This window comes from Lachnoclostridium sp. An181 (assembly GCF_002160325.1).
Lineage (GTDB): Bacteria > Bacillota > Clostridia > Lachnospirales > Lachnospiraceae > An181.
In genome coordinates, this window is sequence record NZ_NFKJ01000001.1 from 137,037 (window position 1) to 159,266 (window position 22,230).

The window sequence follows — 22,230 nt, forward strand, 5'->3', positions numbered from 1 at the left end:
TTCTCTCTGTATTCTTCCACAGCTTACTCTTCTCTTCAACACATTTTCTATATGCACTTACATGCCATTTATTATAATCACCCAGAGTTTGTTTGTCAACCGCAAATCCTCTTACAGTTTTCCTATAAGTACTCCCTTACAAACGGCAAAAAATTCTCTCACCATATAATTCGGTTTCAGAACAGCTTTTGTACCCGCACAAATCCCGAATACGCTTTTATATCCCAGTTTTTTTGCCAGATGGATTGCCCGAAACACATGGAAATCGTTTGTGGCAATTCCCACTTTTGCCTCCATATCCTCAATGAACTCTTTGCTGTTTTTCAAATTTTCATATGTGGAGGAAGAGCACTCTTCCATATAAATTCTATCAGAGGAAATCCCTCTCTCTAAAAGATACTCCTTCATGGCACTGGCCTCGGAGACCTCTTCATCCTTCCCCTGTCCTCCGCTCACGATCAGCACAGCATCCGGATGATCTACCGCGTATTCGTACGAAACATCCAGCCTCCTCTTCAATGAGTCTGTCACGCGCTTTCCTCTCACCTGTGCTCCCAGGACAATAATATAGCGAACGTCTTTAGGTATGCGCCCACGTGCAGCCAGGATAAGCTTTGCCTCCACTGTCAAAAATAAAACTGCCAGAACAAGGACCGCAAAGTCAAACATACTCCTTACACCTGACGGCATCCACTGCACGATCCTCTCTCCTAAGATACATCCTGCGCTCAGAAAGATCCAGAACAGAGAAAATGTGGAGTGCGCCTTCCGCGTTGAGATACAAAGGACAAGATAATATATCAGGCTCAAAACACCGACAACAAAAAACATCCTTTATCTACCGCAGCAATATTTATATTTTTTACCACTGCCACACGGACATGGATCATTGCGTCCAATTTTCTTTTCCTTGCGGACTGTACCGGAATTCTTCTGCTCTTTATACAATGCCTTTCTCTTTTCCGGCGTAAAAATCTTTTCCCACTGTGGCAGTTCATACAGCCAGTCCGCCTTTGCATCCACCATGTTTTTATACAGTTTCTCTTTATCAAACGCAAGACTTACAACCGTGTTTTCATCCATGGTCTCAATCGGATTTGGCTCTTTCAAACTTTCGTTGATACCATCGAGAAATCCAACCATAGTAAAGACTTTCTGATGATATTTCTCAGCAAGCTCTTTTAATGTTCCTTTCACCTCTTCGTCCGGATTTTCCAAAAGCTGAGCATAAATCTCTTTTTCGATCGCAAAATAAGTTCCCCAGAATTTCTGAAGCTGTGCTTTATTCATTTCTCTTGAATAGGCGGTTGCGCGCCATTGTTCTAATAATGTCATCTCTATGTACTCCTTTTACCTTGATTTCGTTTTGTCCATAGCTATTATATACTATAAGCTTATTTTTTTCAAAACATTTTTCGTTGTATTTCCTGTATCCGTTTTTTCATTTTTCAGTGGCTTTCCTGACCGTTTCGTTCTATAATGTAACCAAAAATGATTGATAAAGGATGATACAAAATGAAAAAGACAAAACGAATTCTTGCCATCATCGGCGTCATACTTCTCGTTGCAATGTACCTTAGCACACTGATCTTTGCCTTCTTTGACCGGACGGCATCCATGAATCTTTTTAAGGCTTCCATAGCTATGACTATCCTGATTCCGGTCCTCATATATGCCTACACACTTCTCTACAAGCTGGCCACAAAGAATCAGAACGAAAACGATTAGTGTCTATCTACACATAAAGTTCTGCCAACAAAAAGGCAGAGCTTTTTTCTTCTTTTTTGACATGTCTTCTGCCCATTTCCTCCTGAAGACGAATCTTTTTCCGTTTCAGCAGATATTCTTCCATGGAAAGGACATCCCTGTTTCCATTTGTATTTTCCTGATGCAGCATCATATAACCTCCTTTTTCAGTAATCCGGTATTAACTAATATATGTTGACTCCCCGGCAAATATGTCTTGTCATGCCATATTCTGCACATCTTTTTCCTACTCTTCGCATTTATCTTATCATGGACATGTGAAAGAGTTATGTTGGTTTTCTAAAAGATTTCTAATCGCATTCTTAATATTTTCTAACGAAGTCTTTATGATTTTACTTGACTAAAGTCAAACTGGACTTTAAAATAGGAACTATATTTTTTCAGAAAGGAAGTGTTTAAGATGGAACACCTATTGATACCTGAACATTACACATCTCCATTGACCATCAGAGAAACGGAAGTCGCCATCAAAGAAGTCAAAGACTTTTTCGAGCGCGCGCTTGCAAAATCACTTCATCTGACACGCGTCTCCGCTCCTCTCTTCGTAAAACCGGAAAGTGGGCTTAACGATAATTTGAACGGTGTGGAACGTCCGGTCTCCTTTGGCATCCGCGAGCAGGATGATGCCACAGCAGAAATTGTCCACTCCCTTGCAAAATGGAAAAGAATGGCCTTAAAACACTACGGTTTTCATTCCGGCGAAGGTCTCTACACGGATATGACTGCTATCCGCCGCGACGAGGATACGGATAACATCCACTCTATCTACGTGGATCAGTGGGACTGGGAAAAAGTCATCTCAAGGGAAGAGCGAAATATGGAAACTCTCCAGTACACTGTGCGCAAAGTATACTCGGCTCTGCGGGAGACTGAAAATTATATCTCCAGGCGCTACAATTACATAGAACCCATCCTTCCGGATGAGATTTTTTTCATCACTTCACAAGAACTGGAGGACATGTATCCGGAATGTACACCAAAGGAAAGGGAAAACAAGATTGCTAAATTAAAAGGAGCTGTTTTCATCTCCCAGATCGGCGGACAGCTCGCATCAGGAGAAAAGCATGACGGCAGAGCCCCTGACTATGACGACTGGTCACTAAACGGAGATATCATTGTCTACTATCCGGTCCTTGGAAACGCTCTGGAACTTTCTTCCATGGGTATCCGCGTAGACGCGGAGGCATTAGCCCGTCAGCTGAAGGTTGCAGGCTGCGAGGAACGCCGCGAACTCGATTTCCAGAAAGCATTGTTGAACGGAGAGCTGCCATACACTGTGGGCGGCGGTATTGGCCAGTCCCGTATCTGTATGTTCTATTTGAGAAAAGCTCATATCGGAGAGGTTCAGGCATCGATCTGGCCGGACGATGTGACAAAGGAAGCCCTGGCACACGGCATTCAGCTTCTGTAAAACACTTGTATATAGATGTGCAGATTTTTCTGCATCAAGCAGGGGGCTAACATTTAGCTCCCTATCTTTTCGTTTTTTCACAATACTGACTCAATCTCTGACGCATGGTTTTCTTTTCATCTTCTTCCGCAAACGATGTATCCACTGCATACTGTGTTAACTCTTCAGCACTGATTTTGAAGTTTTTTCGGATTTTCCACAGTTCCTCTGTAAGCGTTGTCCCAGAGACAGTCCGGTTATCCGTATTAACGCTTACCAAAAGCCCCTCTTTTAAAAATTCTTCTATTGGATAATCTCTTAAATTTCCCACAGCTTTTGTCTGAAGATTGCTGCTTGGACAAAGTTCAACCCCAATCCTTTTCTTTTTGCAAATCTGCTGAAGTTCTCTTTTCCCCCTCATAGCAATTCCATGTCCGATCCTGTCAGCGCCAATTTGAAGTGCGGTGCGTACCTCATCAGCACTCCCGCACTCGCCCGCATGGATCGTACATGGCAGTCCGGCACGTTTTACAATCTCAAAAAGTTCTCTAAACCTATCCGTCGGATAAGCGGATTCATCTCCTGCCAAATCCACAGCACACACACCTCTTCCATAATATTTTTTAGCAAGGCGTATGACCTCTTCATTCTTTTTCGTTCCATGGTTCCTCATGCAGCACAAGATCAGGTTCCCGCCTATATCATATTCCCTTTTCGCACTTTTTAACCCTTCCAAAGCCGCCTCCACAATCTCCTCTCCCGACAGACTTTCCGTAACCGACAACATCGGTGCAAATCGAATTTCCATGTACATGACCTGTTCTTTTGAAGCATCGCAAAGCAGGTTTTTTACAGCACCGAAAAACGCCTCCTCTGAATGCAGACAGCAAAGAGGAAGTTCAAAACACTTCAGGTATTCTGTGAGGCTGGCACAGCGATCGTCGACACTTATCTTATCACGCCATCCATCCACAAGCGGTATTCCCCTCATCTTTGCTAAAAGTTCAATCGTGTGGGCAGAAAGAGAACCGTCAAGATGACAATGCAGGTCCACTTTGGGCATTTTTTCTATCCATATTTTTTCTTTTTCCATCTTCTCACCTCCTATCTTAAAGTTTCCAGAATGCTCTCCCCAATATCAGGTTTCGAAATGCAAAAATTGTCTGCTATGGTTGCGCCGATATCCGCAAATGTACTCCCATCCTTTAAGTTTCCTGTCCTCTCCATAGAAGGGGAATACAACAACATAGGAACCATTTCTCTGGTGTGATCCGTTCCTTTGTAGGTTGGGTCGTTCCCGTGATCAGCTGTTACAATGAGCAAGTCTTCTTCCTGCAATTTTCCCATCAGTTTTTTCAAATTCTTGTCAAATCGTTCCAGTTCCGCGGCATATCCTTTTACGTCCCTTCTATGCCCCCAAAGAGCATCAAAATCCACGAGATTCACAAAACAGATTCCTTCAAACGCCTTGCCTGCAATTTCTATAGTCTGCTCCATGCCGTGTACTGAGGAAGTGGATTTCCATTTTTCGGTAATTCCCTGTCCATCAAAAATATCTGCAATCTTTCCCACAGAGATGACAGAAAATCCATGTTCTTTGAGCTGATCAAGAACCGTTCTTCCAAATGGTTTGAGTGCATAATCGTGCCTGTTCGCTGTTCTTTTAAATTCTCCTTTTTTCGTCCCTGTATACGGTCTTGCTATCACGCGCCCTACTTTCCATTCCTCTTTCATAGTCAGCTCTCTTGCAATCTCACAGCAGCGGTATAGATTCTCTAAATCGAATAATTCCTCATTCCCGCATATCTGAAGTACAGAGTCTGCAGATGTATACACGATCATCGCATTCTCGGCTATCTCGCGCTCTCCAAGCTCTTCAAGTATCTCTGTGCCGCTGGCCGCTTTATTTCCGATGACCTTTTTTCCGCATCTTTTTTCCAGCTCCTCAATCAGCTCTTTTGGAAATCCATGCTCTGTAAATGTCTGAAATGGAGCAGCCACATAAAGCCCCATCATCTCCCAATGTCCTGTCATGGTGTCCTTGCCATTGCTCATCTCTTTCAAACGTCTTCGATACCCAATCGTCTTTGACGGAGCCGCAAGCTGCACATCCACATCCAGGGAAGGCAGGCCAAGGCTTTTTAAAACCGGGATCTCAAGACTTGGGCAGGCAGCAGCAATATGCCCAAACGTATCTGCCCCTTCATCACCAAATCTGTCTGCGTCAGGCGCATGTCCGATACCAAAAGAATCCACGACTATGACAAATACCCTTTTATATTTTTTATACATTTCTCCACCTTCTGTCTTCCATTGTTTTTCTACTATTATATACTATTTTTCCCTTCACAAACACATATCCATTTTGTGAACATCCCAATACTTGTCGAATGTAAACGAAAACGGCCGGAGAGCTTTGTCCAAAGCCTCCGGCCGTATCTTTTTATTATTTATTGCGGTAGATGATATCCTCTCTGCCCGGCCCATTGGAAACCATGGTAATCGGAAAACCAATCTTTTCTTCCACAAACTCAATATATTTTCTACAATTTTCCGGCAAATCTTCGTATTTTTTGATGCCGCGGATATCGCATTTCCATCCCGGCAGAGTCTCAAGTACTGGTTTTGCCTTTTCCAAAAGATTTGTTGTCGGGAATTCTGTCGTGATCTCCCCATCAATATCATATGCTACACATACCGGTATCTCATCCAGATATCCCAGAACATCCAGCACTGTAAACGCCACATCCGTTGTTCCCTGAATCCGGCATCCGTATTTTGATGCCACAACATCAAACCATCCCATACGTCTTGGGCGTCCGGTCGTTGCACCAAATTCGCCTCCGTCTCCCCCTCTTCTGCGAAGCTCATCAGCCTCGTCACCGAAAATCTCGCTCACAAAAGCACCCGCACCTACTGCGCTGGAGTATGCCTTACACACAGTGATGATCTGTTTGATCTCATATGGCGGGATACCTGCACCAATGGCGCCGTATGCTGCCAAGGTTGAGGATGAAGTGACCATTGGATAGATGCCATGATCCGGGTCTTTCAAAGAACCAAGCTGTCCTTCCAGAAGAATGTTCTTTCCCTCTTTGATCGCTTCATGAAGATACAGGGAGACATCGCATACATACGGTTCCACCATATCTCTATAGGAATGCAGCTCTTCCAGAAGTCCTTCCGGAGTGAGCAGTGGTTTATGATACAAATGCTCTAGAATAATGTTTTTCTGCTCACAGATACGCACAACTTTTTCTTTCAAAAGTTCCTCGTCAAACAGCTCACTTACCTGAAATCCGATTTTGGCGTATTTGTCCGAATAAAATGGCGCGATTCCGGATTTTGTAGAGCCAAAAGACTTCTTCCCGAGTCTCTCCTCCTCGTACTCATCAAACAGGATGTGATAGGACATCACAATCTGTGCTCTGTCCGATACAAGGATTTTCGGCATCGGCACGCCTCTGTCCACAATAGACTGAATTTCTTTAAACAATACGGGAATGTTTAGGGCAACTCCGTTCCCGATAATGCTTGTTGTATGATTATAAAACACACCTGACGGCAATGTGTGAAGTGCAAATTTTCCGTAATTATTTACGATGGTATGCCCTGCATTGGCTCCTCCCTGGAAACGTACAATGATGTCGGATGTTTCACCCAGCATATCGGTAATTTTACCTTTCCCTTCATCTCCCCAGTTCGCTCCTACGACTGCTTTAACCATACAACTACCTCCTAAAATATTTATAATCTTTTCTTATAGATAACAATCTGATATCTTATCAACGAAGAAATTATACTATTATCCCATTCAAATGACAATAGTTAAATTATATTTTCCTTCATTATTCGTCACAATCCTCCAGATTTTTCCCGGCGCTACATAAGCGGCGCTACAATCCGGAACACTTCCCCAGTGACTTTTGAGAGAATACTTCTTCCCTTTACATCCTTCATTGTGATCTCCTGGCATTTTGCCAGAGTACTCTGAAAGTCCTTCTCAATCTCAGCCACCACCTGATTGCGGTAGATGAAAGCACCGCACTCAAAATGCAGGTACAGGCTTCTGTAGTCCAGATTTATCGTACCCACTGCCGCAGTATCATCATCTGATACAAACACCTTTGCATGGACAAACCCAGGTGTGTATTCGTATATCTTCACCCCTGCCTCAATGAGCTCCGCGTAGTATGTCTTTGCCAGGGCAAAAGCATACTTTTTGTCCGGTATGTGCGGCATGATGATGATCACCTCGATACCGCTTTTGACTGCCCTTGTCAATGTAGTGATCATCTCGTTGTCCAAAATCAAATACGGAGTCATGATATGCACATACTTCTTGGCATGGTTCAAAATATGCAGGTACACTTCCTCCCCCACATTCTCATCGTCGAACGGATTGTCCGCATACGGAATGACAAATCCCAAATCACGCCCGTTCTCTTTGGATAGCGGAGTCAGATACTTTTGAAAACTTTCCCCGATCCTCTCATCCAGGTTCCACATCTGCAGAAACATCATCGTAAAACTCTGTACCGCCTCTCCCTTCAGCATGATTGCCGTATCTTTCCAATGTCCGAATCTTTCTTTCCGGTTAATATACTCATCTCCCAGATTGATTCCGCCCGTAAACGCAACCTTTCCGTCAATCACACATATTTTTCTGTGGTCCCTGTTGTTCTGCTGGGTGGAGAGTACGGGTTTGATCGGGTTGAACATTTTGCACCGGATTCCCTTCATGCGAAGGACCCTGGGATAATTGTACGGAAGTTTTGAAATACTGCACATGCCATCGTACATAAACCGCACTTCCACCCCTTCTTTTACTTTCTGTTCAAGAATTTTAAGTACACTCTCCCACATATACCCTCTTTCCACGATAAAATATTCCATAAAAATGAAATTCTGCGCTTTCCTCAGCTGTCTTAAAAGTTCCAGAAACTTCTTCTCACCCACTGGAAAATATCTCACTTCCGTATTCCGGTAAGTCGGAAAATCCAGCTGTTTTGAGAGATAGTAGGACAAATTTGCATTCGCCGGTTTGCTAACCTGCAATTCTTTAAAAACCTCCGGCTGCTGTTTCATATATATGGAGGTATCCTCCCTAAGCTTAAAAAGACGCCTTTTCAAATATTTTGTTCCTATCTGCATTTTTACAAACAGATAAAAGACGGTCCCGAAAACCGGAAATATCAAAATACACAATATCCACGTAATTTTAAACGCCGGATTCCCCTTTTGATTGATGATATAGATAACAGCTATTGTTCCAATCCCCATCAAAGCCATGTAGATCGGCACTGCATAGTCTCTCATATAGTTTACAAGGGCAGCCATCATGCACGCTTGTATCAAAATCAATAAAAGGACCACAACTGTTCGGCCGTACAGTACCTGCACAACACCTTTTCTGGCCCTTTTGGCAGTATCGACCGCTTTACTTTCCTTCATCTGCATTCTTTCTCACATCCTTTTCACGTGACACAGTGTAACACAAAACCAACAGTTTCTCAACCGCAATCCCCTCCCTTGCTCAGCGTTTCCCAAAAAAAGAGCGCAGTCGATTTTTTTCGAGAGCGCTCCATGTTTTTGTTATTTTGGAAGTTTAAATGAACTTTTCAAAGACACGATGCGGTTGAATACTAGTTTTTCGTCAGTCGTATCTTTTGCGTCCACACAGTAATAGCCATTTCTTACAAATTGGAAACTATCGTACGGTTTTACGCCATCAAAACTTGGCTCCAGATATGCGTTATCCACAACTGTGAGGGAATTCGGATTTAAATTTAGGGAGCCATCCTCTTTGTTGTAAACACCTTTCTCTTCGTCCACAATATTCTCATACAGACGAACTTCCGCTTTCACAGCGTAAGGAGCCGGAACCCAATGGATCGTTCCTTTCACTTTTCTCCCCGTGAAACCTGAACCGCATTTTGTCTCCGGATCGTATGTGCAGTGTACAACCGTCACATTTCCGTTCTCATCCTTTTCCAGTCCAACACATTTCACAAAGTATGCATGCATCAGACGTACTTCATTGCCTGGAAAAAGACGGAAATATTTCTTTGGAGGCTCCTCCATAAAGTCTTCCCTTTCGATGTACAGTTCTCTGCAAAACGGCACTTTTCTTATACCAAGCTCTTCATTTTCCAGGTTATTTGCTACATCCAGATACTCGACTTCCCCTTCCGGATAATTGTCAATGACAAGCTTGACCGGATCCAGGACTGCCATCATACGCGGACGTTTCATCTTCAGATCTTCACGAATGCAGTATTCCAGCATCGCATAGTCTACGGAGCTGTTGCTTTTTGAAACCCCGCACAAATCCACAAACATTTTTATGGATTCCGGAGTGAATCCTCTTCTCCTGAGCGCAGCGATGGATACAAGCCTTGGATCATCCCACCCATCCACAATGCCGTCCTCCACCAGTTTCTTAATATATCTCTTTCCTGTTATCACGTTGGTGAGATATAATTTGGCAAATTCAATCTGTCTTGGTGGATGATCAAACTCACATTCTCTCACAACCCAGTCATACAACGGCCTGTGATCTTCAAACTCCAAAGTACAAATAGAATGTGTGATCTTTTCCACCGCATCTTCAATTGGATGAGCAAAGTCGTACATAGGATAGATACACCACTGATCCCCAGTATTGTGGTGAGTCATCCTTGCCACTCGGTAGAGGATCGGATCTCTCATATTGATGTTCGGAGATGCCATGTCGATTTTTGCACGAAGCACTCTCTCGCCATCCTTAAACTCTCCGTTTTTCATCATCTCGAACAACCTCAGATTCTCCTCAACGGAACGCTCCCTGTAAGGGCTGTTCTTTCCAGGCTCTGTCAGTGTTCCCCTGTACTCCCTGATCTCATCCGGGGTCAGGTCACACACATAAGCCTTTCCTTTTTTGATCAGTTTCAACGCACATTCATACATGATATGAAAGTAATCGGAAGCATAGTAAAGATGTTCTCCCCAGTCTGCTCCCAGCCATTTGATATCCTCTTTGATGGACTCCACAAACTCCATTTTCTCCTTTGTCGGATTTGTATCGTCAAAACGCATGTGGAATGTTCCATTATACTTCTGTGCCAAACCATAGTTTAAAAGGATGGATTTAGCATGTCCGATATGCAGATATCCGTTCGGCTCAGGCGGAAACCTTGTACATACAGTTTCGTATTTCCCCTCCTTGAGGTCCTTTTCGATTTCCTGCTCTATAAAGTTTTTTGAAACCACTTCGTTTTCCATGGTTGCCCTCCTCTATGAAATTCTTCCTTAATTTTTACATCCATATTTTTTAATATTATCATAAAACAGAAAAGACGACAACAATCAATTCTTGTTTTCTATCAGGTCATTTTTTTGTAATCTCACATTTTTTTCAATAATTTACAACAACTCATTGACAACCGCGGCAGTTCTATTGTATAGTATACACGTTGACAAGATTTGCTGCCTTGGCTCAGTCGGTAGAGCGTCGCCTTGGTAAGGCGGAGGTCGGCGGTTCAAGTCCGCTAGGCAGCTTAAAAAAAGGAATCCTTTCTTAAAGGGTTCCTTTTTTAATGATTCCTGATGTAAAGCGCCATAGCTCCGATAAAATCTGTATTACTAGGGGCTATATCAAGCTTTTCTCCGCACATCTCTTCCACCAGAGCTTTATTGTAACTCCAAGCTCTGATGACAGCAGTCCTGATATTCTGTTCTACATTGTACGGTTTCACATCGTTTCTCACTGCAATCTTTGGATAAATTGATTTTGTAATATGTATCTCTCCTTCGCTCTCAGACAGTGCAATGTCTACTCCGGATATCAGATAATAGTACCCCTTATACTTCATATTAACGCCAAGTTCCCTGAGCAGTAGCTTTACTTTTTTATACATATTTGTCCTCCATGATCATAGGTTCTATATATAATAATGAAGAACTCTTCCTAAACTTTCGCTCCTTATGTATAAATCAGACAATCCAAAAGTTTTATCGGCGCAGCCGCACATGAAAGATTTCCTGTGCTTTGGATTTGATCCGCTGCAATGCATTGTCAATCGCCTTTGGACTTTTTCCGGTTATCCCGGCAATCTTATGATAATCCATTCCCAGCAAATGGAGTTTCAAAACCTGATTTTCCATTTTACTCAGTTTTTTCTTCAATTCCGACTCCATCATCTCCATATACTCTTTGTCAAGAAACAGTGTCTCCGGATTGCTCTCCTTGGCTGACTCTATCGTGTCTATAAGAGGTGGTCTTTTTTCCTCTGACTCCTGATCCAAGGAGTCATAGATGGACACATAGGAATTCAAAGGAAGGTGCTTTTTTCTCTTGGATGCAGCGATAGCGGAATATATCTGCCTGGAAATGCACAAATCCGCAAATCCTGCAAAAGGGACATTCTGCGTCAAATCGTAATCCCGGATTGCCTTAAAAAGCCCGATCATCCCTTCCTGGATCAGATCATCATTCTCTCCTCCCAACAGGAACATGGCCTTCGCCTTTTTTCGGACCAGGTTTTTATATTTTTCCATAATATAATCCGTGATTTCTTTCTCCCCGCCGCGCAGTCTACGAATCAGCTGTTCATCTGTCAAATCTGTGTACTGCTCCATCTTGCCCTACCTTTTTCTATTTCATCATTCTCTGCCTTACAATTTCATATGCGAGTACGCCTGCCGCCACAGAAGCATTCAGGGAATCAATGTCTCCCATCATCGGAATAGATGCCGTAAAATCACAATTCTCCCTTACAAGCCTTCCAACGCCTTCTCCTTCATTTCCGATCACAAGCCCGATCGGACCTGTCAGATTTGTCTTGTACATCACGTCTCCACCCATATCTGCACAGACAAACCAAAGCCCCTTCTCTTTGAGCTCATCCATGGTTTTTACAAGATTCGTCACCTTTGCAACAGGAGTGTAATTGATGGCCCCTGCAGATGTCTTTGCAACAGTTGCAGTAAGACCTACCGCTCTTCTTTTTGGTATGATAACTCCGTGTGCACCCGCAAGATTAGCTGTACGTATGATAGCCCCTAAATTGTGAGGATCTTCAATACCATCCAGAAGGATCAAAAACGGATCCTCCCCCTTCTCTTTTGCAAGTTTCAGCATGTCCTCCACTTCTGCATAAGAGTAAGCAGCTGCGCACGCCACAACTCCCTGATGTTTCTTTGTCCTTGAAAGCTGCTCTAACCGCTCTTTTGAAACAAAATTCAAAACCACATCATGTTTCTTTGCCTCCCGCACGATCGTGCGGACCGGGCCATCCTGGCACCCGTCCAACACATACAATTTATCAATGCTCTTTCCTGCACGGATCGCCTCCAGCACTGCATTGCGCCCTTCAATCACCAGGCTTTCCTCTTGTTGTTCTCTTTCAATCATCCGTTTTATCCTCCAGACTTTCAAGTCCTGCTTTTACCAGGTCTATCATTCTTTTCCATTCTTTTTTTAAATACAAATATCCCATCAGAGCCTCAAAGCCCGTGGCCCTGCGGTAATCCGTCAGCGTCTGATTTTTTGCTGGGGAGACAGACTTTGCATTCCTTCCTCTTTTATAGACTACATGCTCCTGCGGCGTCAAAAGTTCCTGAATGGTGCGCATCATCTGCGACTGGGCAGACGCCTGCACAAGTGCGCTCGTCTTTTTGTGCAGTTTCTGTACCTGCCTGTTTCCCTCACTCACAACAAGTGTACGGATTATCAGATCATACACGCCGTCCCCGATATATGCAAGTGTCAATGGGGAATACAAAGAGACATCGATCTGTTCCATCTCAAATGTTTCCTGCATATACCTGAATACTTCTGTCTCTACGCTCTTTTCCATTTTACCCCTTCTCTTGTATCCTCCAAAATAATGCCTTTTTCTGCCAACTCATCGCGGATTTCATCAGCCCTCGCAAAATTTTTCGCTTTTCTTGCTTCCTGGCGTTCCAAAATCAATGCCTCTATATCCTCATCCAGCATCTCTTCTTTTTTCTCCACGATCAGCCCCAACACATCGGCGAGTTTCACTGTCATCTCTTTCAATTTTCTCATGTACGCTTTGGAACTCTCGTCATTTACCGTTGTATTTGCAAATTTCACAATTTCGAAGATGGAAGAAAGAGCATCCGCTGTATTAAAGTCATCGTCCATAGCTTCTTCAAACTGGTTTACATACTTCCCTGCCTGCTCAAGCTTTTCCTTCTCATCCTCTGTAAGCTCCTCTTTCCCCGCATTATCCATAAGATAATTAAGATTGGACACCGCTGTCAAAATACGCTCCAGCCCGTTTTTGGATGCCTGCATCAACTCTGCACTGAAATTTAATGGACTGCGGTAATGTGCACTAAGCATAAAGAAACGCAGCACCTGCAGATCATACTGCCCGCTGATCTCACGCACTGTCCGGAAATTTCCGAGTGATTTTGACATCTTGCGGTTGTCAATATTTAAAAATGCATTGTGCATCCAGTATTTTGCAAACTCTTTTCCGTTTGCCGCTTCACTCTGGGCAATCTCATTTTCATGATGAGGGAAGACCAAATCCTCTCCACCCGCATGAATATCAATCTGTTCTCCCAAATACTTTTTTGCCATCTCGGAGCACTCAATATGCCATCCCGGCCGGCCGTCACACCAAGGGGATTTCCATGCAGGCTCTCCTTCTTTTTTGGGTTTCCATAGAACAAAATCAAGAGAATCCTCTTTTTCATCCTGCCCTGTAACAAGCAATGACCGCTCCCCGGAGCGCAGGTCATCCAGATTTTTGTGGGACAATTTCCCGTAATCCTGGAATTTTCTCGTTCTGTAATACACGGTTCCGTTCTTCTCGTATGCATATCCTTTATCAATCAATCCTTGAATCATCTCAATCATTCCGCTGATCTCTTCTGTCGCCTTTGGATGTGTTGTGGCCGGCTTTACATTCATTCCCGCCATATCCTTTTTGCACTCCTCAATGTATCTTTCCGATACTTCCTGGGCAGAAATACCTTCCTCAATTGCCTTCTTGATAATTTTATCGTCAACATCTGTAAAATTGGATACATAGTTTACTTCGTAGCCTTTGTATTCAAAATACCTTCTCACAGTATCAAAGACGATCATCGGCCTTGCATTTCCAATATGGATGAAATTGTACACGGTTGGTCCGCACACATACATCTTTACCTTGCCTTCCTCCAATGGGACGAATTCTTCTTTTCTCTTAGTCAACGTATTATACAGTCTCATGATATTCCTCCTTATTTCCATTCTTTATCATTTCTTCTACACAACTTCATTTAAAAAGGACGGGCCAAAGACAGAAATTTTTGAAAGAACTTCCTCTCCTTTTTCCGTTATCTCTTTTTCGTCTATCTCTTCCACACAAAGATATCCTGTCACAACACTGAAAAATGTCTCCACACCCAGCATCTCCACTGGCTTTCTCTCAGCATCCCGCAGCTTTTTTGCATACAGACGTCCTTTCCTCCCCTCCAGAACATACACCCCTTCATTTTCCTCTATAAAGGAATCCCGAAACCATATCCTCGCACTGAAATCTTCCTTCACCCCAAGAAGATTTAAAAAACGCTCGAGGTTTACAATGCGTCCCATGATCATGGGGCGGCCATCTTTCTCCTCTTTTTGCATACCGATCACCCGGACCGTCTCCCCTTTTGGGATCAGATTTTTGAGTATCTCTTCACCGCCAGGGACATACAGTGGTTCCCGAAATTCCAGTTTGTTTTCTTTTGTATAGCAGAAAACTCCTCTTAACTCTCCACCATCCTTCACACAGTAAATCCCTCCGTTTTGAGATTTCTGCTCTTTTAACATGGTTTGATAATACTCCTCCGTGCGCTGTGCATAAACCCTATAATTCAGTTTCAGAATCTCTCCGGCAAATTTTGCCATCTCCTTGCACATCGATGGATCCGCTTCCCAAATTTCCAGATTTTCTTCTGAATGATTTTGAAATTTCAAATCTTTTTGCGTCTGCTTATAAAAGAACCGGAATCCAAAGGGATAATAGATTGCCTCTGCTGCCGGCATCAAAAAAGTAAATGGCACACTCTCTTTTTCCATGTCCAGCATGCTCTTTCCCAAGAGCCCCCTCATCAATCCTTTATGCCGATGTCCCGGCAGCGTTGCCACCGCGACAATATAGAAACTTTGTACCTTTTCGTCCCCCACCATGATCCAGTATGGGTTTAAGTGAAGCATCGCACAAAGTTGACCGTCCCTCTCGGCAGCATAAATGACATTGTTTTTTACTTTCTCATCATAATAATAATCCAAAAAAGCCTCTGTGTCCTCGATAAAAACCGATTCCCACAGGGCTCTTGTCCTTGTGTGCTCTGATCTGTCTAATTTTCGGATTTTGTATTCTGAATTACCTGACATCCTGCACAACCTCCGCATCCTGCACCAGGCGTTACATCATAGCTGAAATTTGTGATCTTCTCGAGCGCACAGACTGCGTGGGAGGAAATTCCCTCCCCGCTCCCAGTAAATCCAAGTCCTTCTTCTGTCGTCGCTTTGATGTTTACCTGCTCTTTCTCTATCTTCAACACATCCGCGATATTCTGTCTCATTGTTTCAATATAAGGGGCCATCTTTGGTTTCTGGGCGATGATCGTGGCGTCAATATTTTCAACCACATACAGATTTTCGTCCAACAACTCTCCCACACGCCGCAAAAGTTCCATGCTGGAAATATCCTTAAACTCTCCCGCTGTATCCGGAAAATGTTTTCCAATATCGCCGAGAGCTGCCGCGCCAAGCAGTGCGTCCATCACCGCATGGACCAGAACATCTGCATCCGAGTGTCCAAGCAACCCCTTTTCATACGGTATCTCCACACCGCCTATGATAAGCCGGCGTCCTTCACTCAGTCTATGGACATCATATCCCATTCCTATTCGCATATCCTACTCCTTTTACTCTATGTTGTCCGCTGCTTTTTCTACGGACAATCCTTCATGCAAACTGTTCTCGCCAGAAAGAGCATTCTTTTCCTCCTCTGTTATCTGAACGAGTTTCGCTTTCTCCGCCAGGGAAAGTTTTCTCTCTTCAACTTCCACCGGTCCGCCTGCCTTTTCTTCCTCTTCCAGCTGCTTTGCAAGATCTTCTTTTGCCCTTGCCCGCTCTGCTTTAATTCTTTTATAGCTGAAATATCCAAACACAACTCCAATAAGGATAAAAGCAATTCCACCTATTATGCCGATGACCGGGTCTCCTTTGTCCGCGTCTTTTGTGGACATTAACAGCTGCACACCGACAAAAATCAAGTACAGGCACCCAAGCATTACGATGTTAGCTCTAAATCTGCTGTTCATTCTTTTGCACCTCCGTAACTGTTTTTGATTGTATCACAGCCCTTTTCTTTTTACAAGGCAAAACACTTTGAAGCAGCAAAACACCTTATTGAGTCGTGTGTATCCGGAGAGCTTTTTCTTAATATAAGACTTCATTGAATAGCAAAAAGACATCGGCAACAACCGATGTCTCTGCAAAGTAGCGGGAACTGGATTTGAACCAGCGACACTACGGGTATGAACCGTATGCTCTAGCCAACTGAGCTATCCCGCCATATTCTGTTTATCTATGGGGCCAATAGGGCTCGAACCTATGACCCTCTGCTTGTAAGGCAGATGCTCTCCCAGCTGAGCTATGACCCCATATAGTAGCGGGAACTGGATTTGAACCAGCGACACTACGGGTATGAACCGTATGCTCTAGCCAACTGAGCTATCCCGCCATATTTTGTTTATCTATGGGGCCAATAGGGCTCGAACCTATGACCCTCTGCTTGTAAGGCAGATGCTCTCCCAGCTGAGCTATGACCCCATATTGCTGTTGCGCACTCGCAACTTGCTTTGTTATTATACACTCATGTTTGTCCAAAAGTCAACACTTTTTTTCATTTTTTGTCTATTTTTTTCAAACAGTTGCAACAACGAGAAAATATCCGCCCAATTGCCCAGGAAAATCCGGGAGCCCAAAAGCTCCCGGGAAATTTTCTTCTCTATAATCTTAGCAAATACCTTGTGCGTTCATTGCATCTACAACTTTTTCAAACCCTGCAATATTTGCACCTACAACATAATTACCTTTTACGCCGTATTTCTCTGCTGCAGCAGCTGCATTGTGGCAGATATTTACCATGATGTTCTGAAGTTTTTCGTCCACTTCCTCAAATGTCCAGCTCAAACGCTCGCTGTTCTGAGACATTTCCAGAGCAGATGTTGCAACACCACCTGCATTGGATGCTTTTCCAGGTGCAAAAAGTACACCGTTCTCAAGAAGGTATTCTGTTGCCTCAAGTGTTGTAGGCATGTTTGCTCCCTCTGCAACTGCGATGCATCCGTTTGCAACCAATGTCTTCGCATCCTCAAGGTGCAGCTCATTCTGTGTTGCACATGGAAGTGCAATATCACATTTCACAGACCATACGCCTTTTCCTTCATGATATTCTGCATTTGGACGGTATGCCTTGTATTCAGAAAGTCTTGCACGTTTTACTTCTTTGATCTCTTTGAGTGCCGCAAGATCAATGCCTTCTGCATCGTAAATCCAGCCTGTGGAATCGCTTGCAGTCACTACTTTTGCTCCCATCTGCATTGCTTTTTCAGCTGCATAGATAGCTACATTTCCTGCTCCTGAGATTGCCACTGTCTTTCCTGCAATGTCGACACCGTTCATCGCCAACATCTCTTTCGTAAAATACAAAAGTCCGTATCCTGTCGCCTCTGTTCTTACAAGAGAACCTCCGTAGGAAAGCCCTTTTCCGGTCAGGACACCCTCGTATACGCTGCGGATGCGTTTGTACTGTCCGAACATATATCCGATCTCTCTTGCTCCTACACCGATATCTCCGGCAGGCACGTCAGTATCTGCACCAATATATTTGCAAAGTTCTGTCATAAAGCTTTGGCAGAATGCCATGATCTCTCTGTCTGATTTTCCTTTTGGATCAAAATCAGAACCACCTTTTCCTCCTCCAATAGGAAGACCTGTAAGGGAGTTTTTAAACACCTGCTCAAAACCAAGGAATTTAATGATTCCAAGATTTACCGATGGATGGAAACGAAGACCTCCTTTGTAAGGTCCGATGGAACCGTTGAACTGTACACGGTATCCCTTGTTTACATGAACCTGACCGTTGTCATCCACCCACGGTACGCGGAACTGGAACACTCTTTCCGGCTCAGTCAGTCTCTCAAGGAGCGCATCTTTTCTGAACTTCTCTTCGTTTGCCTCAATCACCACTCTCAAAGACTCCAGCACTTCTTTTACAGCCTGATGAAATTCAGGTTCTGCCGGATTTTTTTTCACAACTGCCTCAATGACTTCATCTACGTATGACATAACTTTTGACCTCCTAAAATCTTTTCGCTTTTATACTTTAACAATTTAAAGGATATCTTTTCGTATGTCAAGATTTTTTTGTAGTTTTTTCCATTGTTTTGAATTTTTTTTAATTCTTTGTTTCATTTATCCCTTTTTAAAGCAAAAAAATACTGCATTTTATTTCTAAAATGCAGTATTTTTATTTGAAACTTTCATTTTCAGCTATCTTTCTTTACTTTTTGCACAGTACGCCGCCAAGGCTGCGCACGCCATCAAAGCTGTAAGGAGAAAGGCGGATGTCTCATCTCCTGTTTTTACACTTTTCACGATTGCGGAAGTGTTGGTCTTAGTCTCTGTTCTATGTACGGATTCCCCAATGTTTGCCGATGTTTTTTCCTCTGCCTTTTCTGTCTGTCCTTTGGCAAATTTCACAGCCGCTACACTTGCGCGCAGTTCGTCCGCTGCCACATCCACTTCTTTTTGCTCCACTGTTTCATCCGCATAGACCAAAGCCGCAGCCGCATAGGCTTTCTGGAATCTTTCCGCAATATCTTTATCCACGCCTTCCGCCTTAAGCCCATTTGTTTCTTTTAAGAGCTCTTCCAAAGCAGTCTTGTCCGGCTTCAGTCTGAGCTCACTCATGGCTTTTACAAGTGCTTTCCATGCATTGTCCACTTCTGCCTGCATAGCATTTCCATCTTTTGCTGTATGTTCCGCTGCTGTTAAAGCTGTACGGAATGCGTCTTTTCCTTCCTCCATATACCGCTCAAGTACAATCTCTTTTGCAGCCGCAATGACTTTATCCAGCTCTGTCTTATCTCCCTGACAAAAAGACAGATACTGCATCACCTTGATCAGCTCCTGCCAGCTTTCATCCACTGTTTTCTGTGTCACGGATGCCTCGTGCGCGTTTGCCTTCTCAAGGATAGCCTCTGCATTTTTTAATGCCTCCTCAAAGCGGATAACAACATCTGTGATAACATTCTGTGTATCTGCTTTTTTTGCAAGTTCGATCGCATACTCCAGCACATCTGTGGAAAGCTCTGTTTCCTGGTCTGGTTTTTCATGGAACACTTTGAAACAGTCAATATTCATCGTGATTCCTGCGGAGGATGGATTTTTCTTCCCATTGTTTTCCACCCTGATCGTATGGGTTCCCTCTTCTTCAAACACAATGGTATAGGCCCTCTTGTTGAAACTCTCCACTTCTGAATACTGGTCATCAACGCCAACCTGTTCTCCATCCACATAGATGTCCGCGGTTCCGGCTCCTTTTCCTGTCTTTGTGTAAAGAGAAATTGCCTTTCCGGTAAACGTATATTCCACATAGGAGCCTGCCTTTGAAAAATAGATATGTGCTCCTGCATGTCCCTGAGAATTTTCTCCTGAGGCCGTGGTATAATCCCCAACTTTTGTCACGGAATCATTTTCCGCCTCCACATATTCCACCATACACTCTTCTTCAGACGGTTCGTCATCAAAGTCCGGTTTTGGCTCATCCGGGCCTTCCACATCCGGCACTTTCTCCACAGCCTCGCCATTGTAAAGCCCTGCATTGGCCTTTCCTCCCGCCACTGCCGGATTACCGAAGAAATCATTCTCCACACCGACAACCTGCGTATCCCCGATTCCAAATGCCGGAGAATCATACGTCAGTTTTACTCTTTCCTTTGCGTCCTCCAGGCTTTCTGTACCGTGAAGGTTTCCGGAAAGCCCTGCATCTTCCACGGAGACATTGTTGTTTCCGGAAGGTTCACTGGACGAATGTGCACCTGCAAAAACATTGTTTTTGAACACGGTCTTTGCGCCAACGATATAAGCGTCCTTTTTCGCACTCATTCCTTCATTCGGAAAATAAAAGATATTGTTTGCAAAAAGGATTTCATTTCCTTGATATACCGGGTGCACCACGTTTTCATTGATAAAAGTGTTGTTGTACACTTTTGCACTTTCAATTTTTGACGTGGCATCTTCCCCTACACATACAATGACAGCCTGATGTGCTGCATACCCTCTTGTGTCATTTACACTCAGATTATACCTGACCGTATTGTTCCGATTATAGGAATTGGTGCGCACATGGAGCATGATTCCTCCGCCTACATTGTTGTGTGAATAATTATATTGAATCACACCATTCTCCGTCATGTCATCCAGATTAAATGCCATGCCATCCATGGTATTTCGTCCATTGCACACTTCATTGTACTGGAAAAGCATTCCGTCTGCCCTGTCACACCAAATTCCGCACCCGTACCCTGCGTAGGTCTGCTGGAATGTATCCACAAGGTTGTGCTCCACCAGCGCTCCAGATGTATAAAGCGGCACAATACCGGCTCTCTGCACATTTTTCACTTCATTTCCACGGATCACAACATTTCTGTGACGGTACGCTTTGTCCGTAAGTTCTCCCCGGATATTTGTCGTGGTGATCCCATTTGCATGACAGTTTTCAATTTTGTTGTCTTCAATGACAACACCGTCAAAAATCGTCGGCTCCTCGTCCAGAATGGCCCCGGCAGTTCCAAGACCGCCGGAAGTATCCCGTTTCGTATAACTCACCACATTGATCCCGCCCGTACGATGCGTGGTCCTTGCCCCATAGAACGTGGTCCCTCCATTTTCCGGAATAACATCCCAGATGGAATCCTGACCGTTATAGCCTCGGATATCGGCAATATCACAGTCTCTGATGTAGATGTGGTGGTACACACCACCGCCGGATGCCTCCACACGGATTCCGCTCCTCTCTTTGTCCTTGTTATCATCACTCCAGTTTTTCACCTTTAGATTGTTGATCTCCCAATATTCCTGGTTGTAAAGGTAAACTGCAGAGCCTTTCCCGCCGAAAGGACCGTCATCGTGCACAGACGGCGCATCAGAATATCTCCCATTGCCGTCGATCAAAGGCTTTTCGCCTTCTCCGTACATGTCAATGACGATCGGAGCCTCTGCATCTCCACTGCCCTTCGGATAGAGCTGTCCCTCAAACTTGGAGCCTGCTTTGATCAGAATTTTATCTCCTGCTGCAAATTTGTATCCGTTGACGTCATCCAGGGAGTCAAATGCAGCCTCCTTAGAAAGTCCGTCTCCTCCCGGTTCTGCCTTCGAGTCAAGATAATACGTTGTATTTCCCGGAGATTCCTGATAATGGATTTCTTCTTTTTCAATGATCTCAAAATAATCAAAGTTGAAATTGTTCTGCCCCCCCTGCTTTGTGGTCAAAACAAGAGTATGTTCTTCGTTCTCCTTGCTGATGTCCTCCGCCTCAAATACTTTTTGCTTAAACTGTGCTGGCCCGGAAGTGTACTCACTGATGTCCCCATATGACTTTCCATCAATAGTCACAGAAAGGGTTCCCGCTCCGTTCCCCTTTTTTGTGTAAAAACGCACACCTGTCCCTGTAAACTTCAAAGTTACAGTTGCACCGATATTTGATGTCTTAATGTGCATACCTCCATCTGAAACCGGCTCCTTTTCTTTAACAAAATTTTTGCTCATATCACTTCCGAACGGAAGGCTTAACGTTACATACGTAAAATCCTCTGCCTGTACTTTTGTAACTGTCTCCTCAGCTTTTGCAGTAAAATCTGTCTTTGTTTCTCTTCCCACCTCCACGCTACTCTCTTTCGGAGCAGCCTGCACGTTTACCGGGAGAACACCCAAGCTCCCAGCAAGCATGCTCACAGATGCCAGCCCTGCGGCTGCTTTATACCATTTTCTCTTTTTCATTTCTTTC

General features: G+C 43.9%; 20 protein-coding genes, 5 tRNA genes and 1 other annotated feature (1 of these 26 cut by a window edge). Of the genes, 3 read left to right on the plus strand and 22 right to left on the minus strand.

Going from position 1 to position 22,230, the window contains the following annotated elements; genetic code table 11:
* Positions 1 to 48 (minus strand) — a binding site (T-box leader) (it extends 156 nt beyond the left edge of the window).
* Between the two features lie 63 nt (positions 49 to 111).
* Positions 112 to 690 carry a YdcF family protein gene (locus B5F18_RS00630; RefSeq protein WP_242955771.1) on the minus strand — a complete coding sequence of 193 codons (579 nt, stop codon included), beginning with the start codon at positions 688 to 690 and terminating at the stop codon, positions 112 to 114.
* A 144-nt stretch (positions 691 to 834) separates the two neighbouring features.
* Entirely contained in the window at positions 835 to 1,335 is a 501-nt protein-coding gene (locus tag B5F18_RS00635; RefSeq protein ID WP_087155732.1) for an SEC-C metal-binding domain-containing protein, read from the minus strand.
* Between the two features lie 180 nt (positions 1,336 to 1,515).
* On the opposite strand from B5F18_RS00635, the gene B5F18_RS00640 reads away from it, so the two are divergent.
* A complete protein-coding gene (locus tag B5F18_RS00640) occupies positions 1,516 to 1,728 on the plus strand; it encodes a hypothetical protein (protein ID WP_087155733.1) in 213 nt (70 codons plus the stop codon).
* 7 nt (positions 1,729 to 1,735) lie between these two features.
* Here the strand turns inward: B5F18_RS00640 and B5F18_RS12550 are convergent, their stop codons facing one another.
* Positions 1,736 to 1,897 (minus strand): hypothetical protein, encoded by a 162-nt coding sequence (locus tag B5F18_RS12550; protein ID WP_204217041.1) that lies wholly within the window; start codon positions 1,895 to 1,897, stop codon positions 1,736 to 1,738.
* Between the two features lie 270 nt (positions 1,898 to 2,167).
* Between B5F18_RS12550 and asnA the strand changes: the two genes are divergently transcribed.
* On the plus strand, positions 2,168 to 3,178 hold the full coding sequence (gene asnA / locus B5F18_RS00645; RefSeq protein WP_087155734.1) for an aspartate--ammonia ligase: 1,011 nt from the start codon (positions 2,168 to 2,170) through the stop codon (positions 3,176 to 3,178).
* A 61-nt stretch (positions 3,179 to 3,239) separates the two neighbouring features.
* Here the strand turns inward: asnA and add are convergent, their stop codons facing one another.
* The 5 genes from add to B5F18_RS00670 form a co-directional block, all read right to left on the minus strand.
* Positions 3,240 to 4,250 (minus strand): adenosine deaminase, encoded by a 1,011-nt coding sequence (gene add / locus B5F18_RS00650; RefSeq protein WP_087155735.1) that lies wholly within the window; start codon positions 4,248 to 4,250, stop codon positions 3,240 to 3,242.
* Between the two features lie 11 nt (positions 4,251 to 4,261).
* Complete coding sequence (locus B5F18_RS00655) at positions 4,262 to 5,449, minus strand: phosphopentomutase (protein WP_087155736.1); 1,188 nt, start codon at positions 5,447 to 5,449, stop codon at positions 4,262 to 4,264.
* 154 nt (positions 5,450 to 5,603) lie between these two features.
* Positions 5,604 to 6,884 (minus strand): adenylosuccinate synthase, encoded by a 1,281-nt coding sequence (locus tag B5F18_RS00660; protein WP_087155737.1) that lies wholly within the window; start codon positions 6,882 to 6,884, stop codon positions 5,604 to 5,606.
* A 155-nt stretch (positions 6,885 to 7,039) separates the two neighbouring features.
* Positions 7,040 to 8,611 (minus strand): cardiolipin synthase, encoded by a 1,572-nt coding sequence (cls, locus tag B5F18_RS00665; protein ID WP_087155833.1) that lies wholly within the window; start codon positions 8,609 to 8,611, stop codon positions 7,040 to 7,042.
* A 141-nt stretch (positions 8,612 to 8,752) separates the two neighbouring features.
* On the minus strand, positions 8,753 to 10,420 hold the full coding sequence (locus B5F18_RS00670) for a glutamine--tRNA ligase/YqeY domain fusion protein (RefSeq protein WP_087155738.1): 1,668 nt from the start codon (positions 10,418 to 10,420) through the stop codon (positions 8,753 to 8,755).
* Positions 10,421 to 10,623: 203 nt separating this feature from the next.
* Here B5F18_RS00670 and B5F18_RS00675 point away from each other — a divergent pair.
* Positions 10,624 to 10,696 (plus strand) — tRNA-Thr (locus B5F18_RS00675).
* Positions 10,697 to 10,731: 35 nt separating this feature from the next.
* Here B5F18_RS00675 and B5F18_RS00680 read toward each other — a convergent pair.
* The 14 genes from B5F18_RS00680 to B5F18_RS00745 form a co-directional block, all read right to left on the minus strand.
* Complete coding sequence (locus tag B5F18_RS00680) at positions 10,732 to 11,055, minus strand: sporulation initiation factor Spo0A C-terminal domain-containing protein (protein ID WP_087155739.1); 324 nt, start codon at positions 11,053 to 11,055, stop codon at positions 10,732 to 10,734.
* Positions 11,056 to 11,149: 94 nt separating this feature from the next.
* On the minus strand, positions 11,150 to 11,776 hold the full coding sequence (locus B5F18_RS00685; protein ID WP_087155740.1) for a sigma-70 family RNA polymerase sigma factor: 627 nt from the start codon (positions 11,774 to 11,776) through the stop codon (positions 11,150 to 11,152).
* 16 nt (positions 11,777 to 11,792) lie between these two features.
* The gene (rlmB, locus tag B5F18_RS00690) at positions 11,793 to 12,551 is read right to left on the minus strand and encodes a 23S rRNA (guanosine(2251)-2'-O)-methyltransferase RlmB (protein WP_087155741.1); all 759 of its coding nucleotides are present in this window, start codon (positions 12,549 to 12,551) and stop codon (positions 11,793 to 11,795) included.
* Positions 12,544 to 12,996, minus strand: coding sequence for a Mini-ribonuclease 3 (locus tag B5F18_RS00695; RefSeq protein ID WP_087155742.1), 453 nt, complete (start codon positions 12,994 to 12,996; stop codon positions 12,544 to 12,546). Before B5F18_RS00695 ends, rlmB begins: the two co-directional genes overlap by 8 nt.
* Complete coding sequence (gene cysS / locus B5F18_RS00700; RefSeq protein ID WP_087155743.1) at positions 12,981 to 14,387, minus strand: cysteine--tRNA ligase; 1,407 nt, start codon at positions 14,385 to 14,387, stop codon at positions 12,981 to 12,983. Before cysS ends, B5F18_RS00695 begins: the two co-directional genes overlap by 16 nt.
* Before the next feature lie 36 nt (positions 14,388 to 14,423).
* Entirely contained in the window at positions 14,424 to 15,542 is a 1,119-nt protein-coding gene (locus tag B5F18_RS00705) for a GNAT family N-acetyltransferase (protein ID WP_162607522.1), read from the minus strand.
* The gene (ispF, locus tag B5F18_RS00710) at positions 15,506 to 16,066 is read right to left on the minus strand and encodes a 2-C-methyl-D-erythritol 2,4-cyclodiphosphate synthase (protein ID WP_087155745.1); all 561 of its coding nucleotides are present in this window, start codon (positions 16,064 to 16,066) and stop codon (positions 15,506 to 15,508) included. The genes B5F18_RS00705 and ispF overlap by 37 nt, the downstream gene beginning before the upstream one ends.
* A 12-nt stretch (positions 16,067 to 16,078) precedes the next feature.
* The gene (locus B5F18_RS00715) at positions 16,079 to 16,477 is read right to left on the minus strand and encodes a hypothetical protein (RefSeq protein ID WP_087155746.1); all 399 of its coding nucleotides are present in this window, start codon (positions 16,475 to 16,477) and stop codon (positions 16,079 to 16,081) included.
* Between the two features lie 179 nt (positions 16,478 to 16,656).
* Positions 16,657 to 16,730: transfer RNA gene (locus B5F18_RS00720), tRNA-Met, on the minus strand.
* A 16-nt stretch (positions 16,731 to 16,746) separates the two neighbouring features.
* Positions 16,747 to 16,819 (minus strand) — tRNA-Val (locus B5F18_RS00725).
* Between the two features lie 6 nt (positions 16,820 to 16,825).
* Positions 16,826 to 16,899: transfer RNA gene (locus tag B5F18_RS00730), tRNA-Met, on the minus strand.
* A 16-nt stretch (positions 16,900 to 16,915) separates the two neighbouring features.
* Positions 16,916 to 16,988: transfer RNA gene (locus B5F18_RS00735), tRNA-Val, on the minus strand.
* Positions 16,989 to 17,174: 186 nt separating this feature from the next.
* The gene (gdhA, locus tag B5F18_RS00740; protein ID WP_087155747.1) at positions 17,175 to 18,509 is read right to left on the minus strand and encodes an NADP-specific glutamate dehydrogenase; all 1,335 of its coding nucleotides are present in this window, start codon (positions 18,507 to 18,509) and stop codon (positions 17,175 to 17,177) included.
* A gap of 204 nt (positions 18,510 to 18,713) precedes the next feature.
* Entirely contained in the window at positions 18,714 to 22,223 is a 3,510-nt protein-coding gene (locus B5F18_RS00745; protein ID WP_087155748.1) for a right-handed parallel beta-helix repeat-containing protein, read from the minus strand.
* Positions 22,224 to 22,230 lie beyond the last annotated feature (7 nt).